At 64.2% G+C, this 1,535-nt stretch carries 2 protein-coding genes; both read left to right on the top strand.

The window, feature by feature from the left end:
• On the top strand, positions 1 to 428 hold a 428-nt coding region (locus ACGLHR_RS51655; protein WP_400103865.1), incomplete at its 5' end, for a transposase.
• Positions 428 to 1,498: an IS3 family transposase gene (locus ACGLHR_RS51660; RefSeq protein WP_400103867.1), complete on the top strand. Its 1,071-nt coding sequence runs from the start codon at positions 428 to 430 to the stop codon at positions 1,496 to 1,498. The genes ACGLHR_RS51655 and ACGLHR_RS51660, both read left to right, overlap by 1 nt.
• The last annotated feature ends 37 nt before the right edge of the window (positions 1,499 to 1,535 follow it).

The raw sequence follows: 1,535 nt of genomic DNA on the forward strand, positions 1-1,535 counted from the left end.
CGGCAGAGCTGAACATGCCGCTGCACACCCTCAAGGGTTGGCTCAAGGAGCCGCGCAAAGGCAAAGCTGAAGTTGCGATGCCTAGCAGCCTTCCCGAGAGCCTGCCGGCCCGCCAATGGAGCGCCGCCGAGCGGCTGTTGGCCCTGCAGGAGAGTCATGGCCTCAGCGGTGAGGCGCTGCACGCCTGGTGCCGCGAGAAGGGGCTGTTTGAGCACCAACTGACGGCGTGGCGCGAAGCCTTTTGCGGCAGCCCCGCCCCCGAGACGCAGCAAGAGCGGCGCGAAGCCAAGGCAGAGCTTAAGGCCCTGCAAGACAAGCACGAGGTGCTGCAGCGCGAATTGCGGCGTAAGGAACGCGCCCTGGCTGAGGCGGCAGCGCTGCTGGTATTGCAAAAAAAGTTCCAAGCGCTGTTGGGGGACGAGGATTAATGACCTGTCCCCAACAGCGCCAAACTCTGATGACCTTGATTGATGAAGCCTGTGCCGCCGGTGCGAGGCTGGAACCGGCGTGCGCCCAGATTGGCTTGTCCGCGCGGACCGTGCAGCGCTGGCGGCGTCCTGAAGGGCGGGTCGGGGATCGCCGTGTGAAGGGCCTGCACGAACGGGCGGAGCCGGCCAACAAGCTCAGCGAAGCCGAGCGCAAGGCGGCCATGGCGGTGCTCAACGGCGACGAGTTCAAGAATCTGCCACCGAGCCAGATCGTGCCCCGTCTGGCCGATCAGGGGCGCTATATCGCCAGCGAATCGACGCTGTACAGGCTGCTGCATCAGGCCGGCCAGATGCACCATCGCCGGCCGGAGCGTGCGCCGCATAAGCGCAGCAGGCCGCGGGCGCTGACAGCGACACGCCCCAACCAGGTCTTTTGCTGGGACATCACGTATTTGCCCACGTGCGTGCGTGGCATCCACTTCTATCTGTACCTGTTCGTCGACCTCTTCAGCCGCAAGATCGTGGGCTGGCAGGTGTTCGACAGCGAAAGCGCGGAGCAAGCGGCGGGGCTGCTGCAGGACATCTGTGCCAGACAGGGCATCGCCGCAGGGCAACTCGTGGTGCACTCGGACAACGGCTCCCCGATGAAGGGCGAGACGATGCTGGCGACCATGCAGCGCCTGGGCGTGGCGCCCAGCCGCAGCCGCCCCTCGGTGAGCAATGACAATCCCCATTCGGAAGCCCTGTTCCGCACGCTGAAGTACCGCCCGGAACTGCCCGTCAAACCATTCGAGAACCTGCTGCAAGCGCGTCGATGGGCCACCGCACTCGTGCGTTGGTACAACGAGGAGCATCGTCATAGCGCCATCGGTTTCGTGACGCCCAATCAACGCCATGCGGGGCAAGACGTGGCCCTGCTCGCCAATCGGGCCGTCGTCTACGAACTGGCACGCCGAGCCAATCCACGGCGCTGGTCAAAGCAGACCCGTGACTGGAGCTATGTCGATCAGGTCAACCTGAATCCAGAAACGCCAAACAAGGAGGCCGACGCCTTCAAAGAAGCCGCTTGATTCAATACCCTCACGTGACAACTACGTTGACAGCCGC

Source organism: Cupriavidus sp. CuC1 (assembly GCF_044627735.1).
In the GTDB taxonomy this organism is placed as follows: Bacteria; Pseudomonadota; Gammaproteobacteria; order Burkholderiales; family Burkholderiaceae; genus Cupriavidus; species Cupriavidus ulmosensis.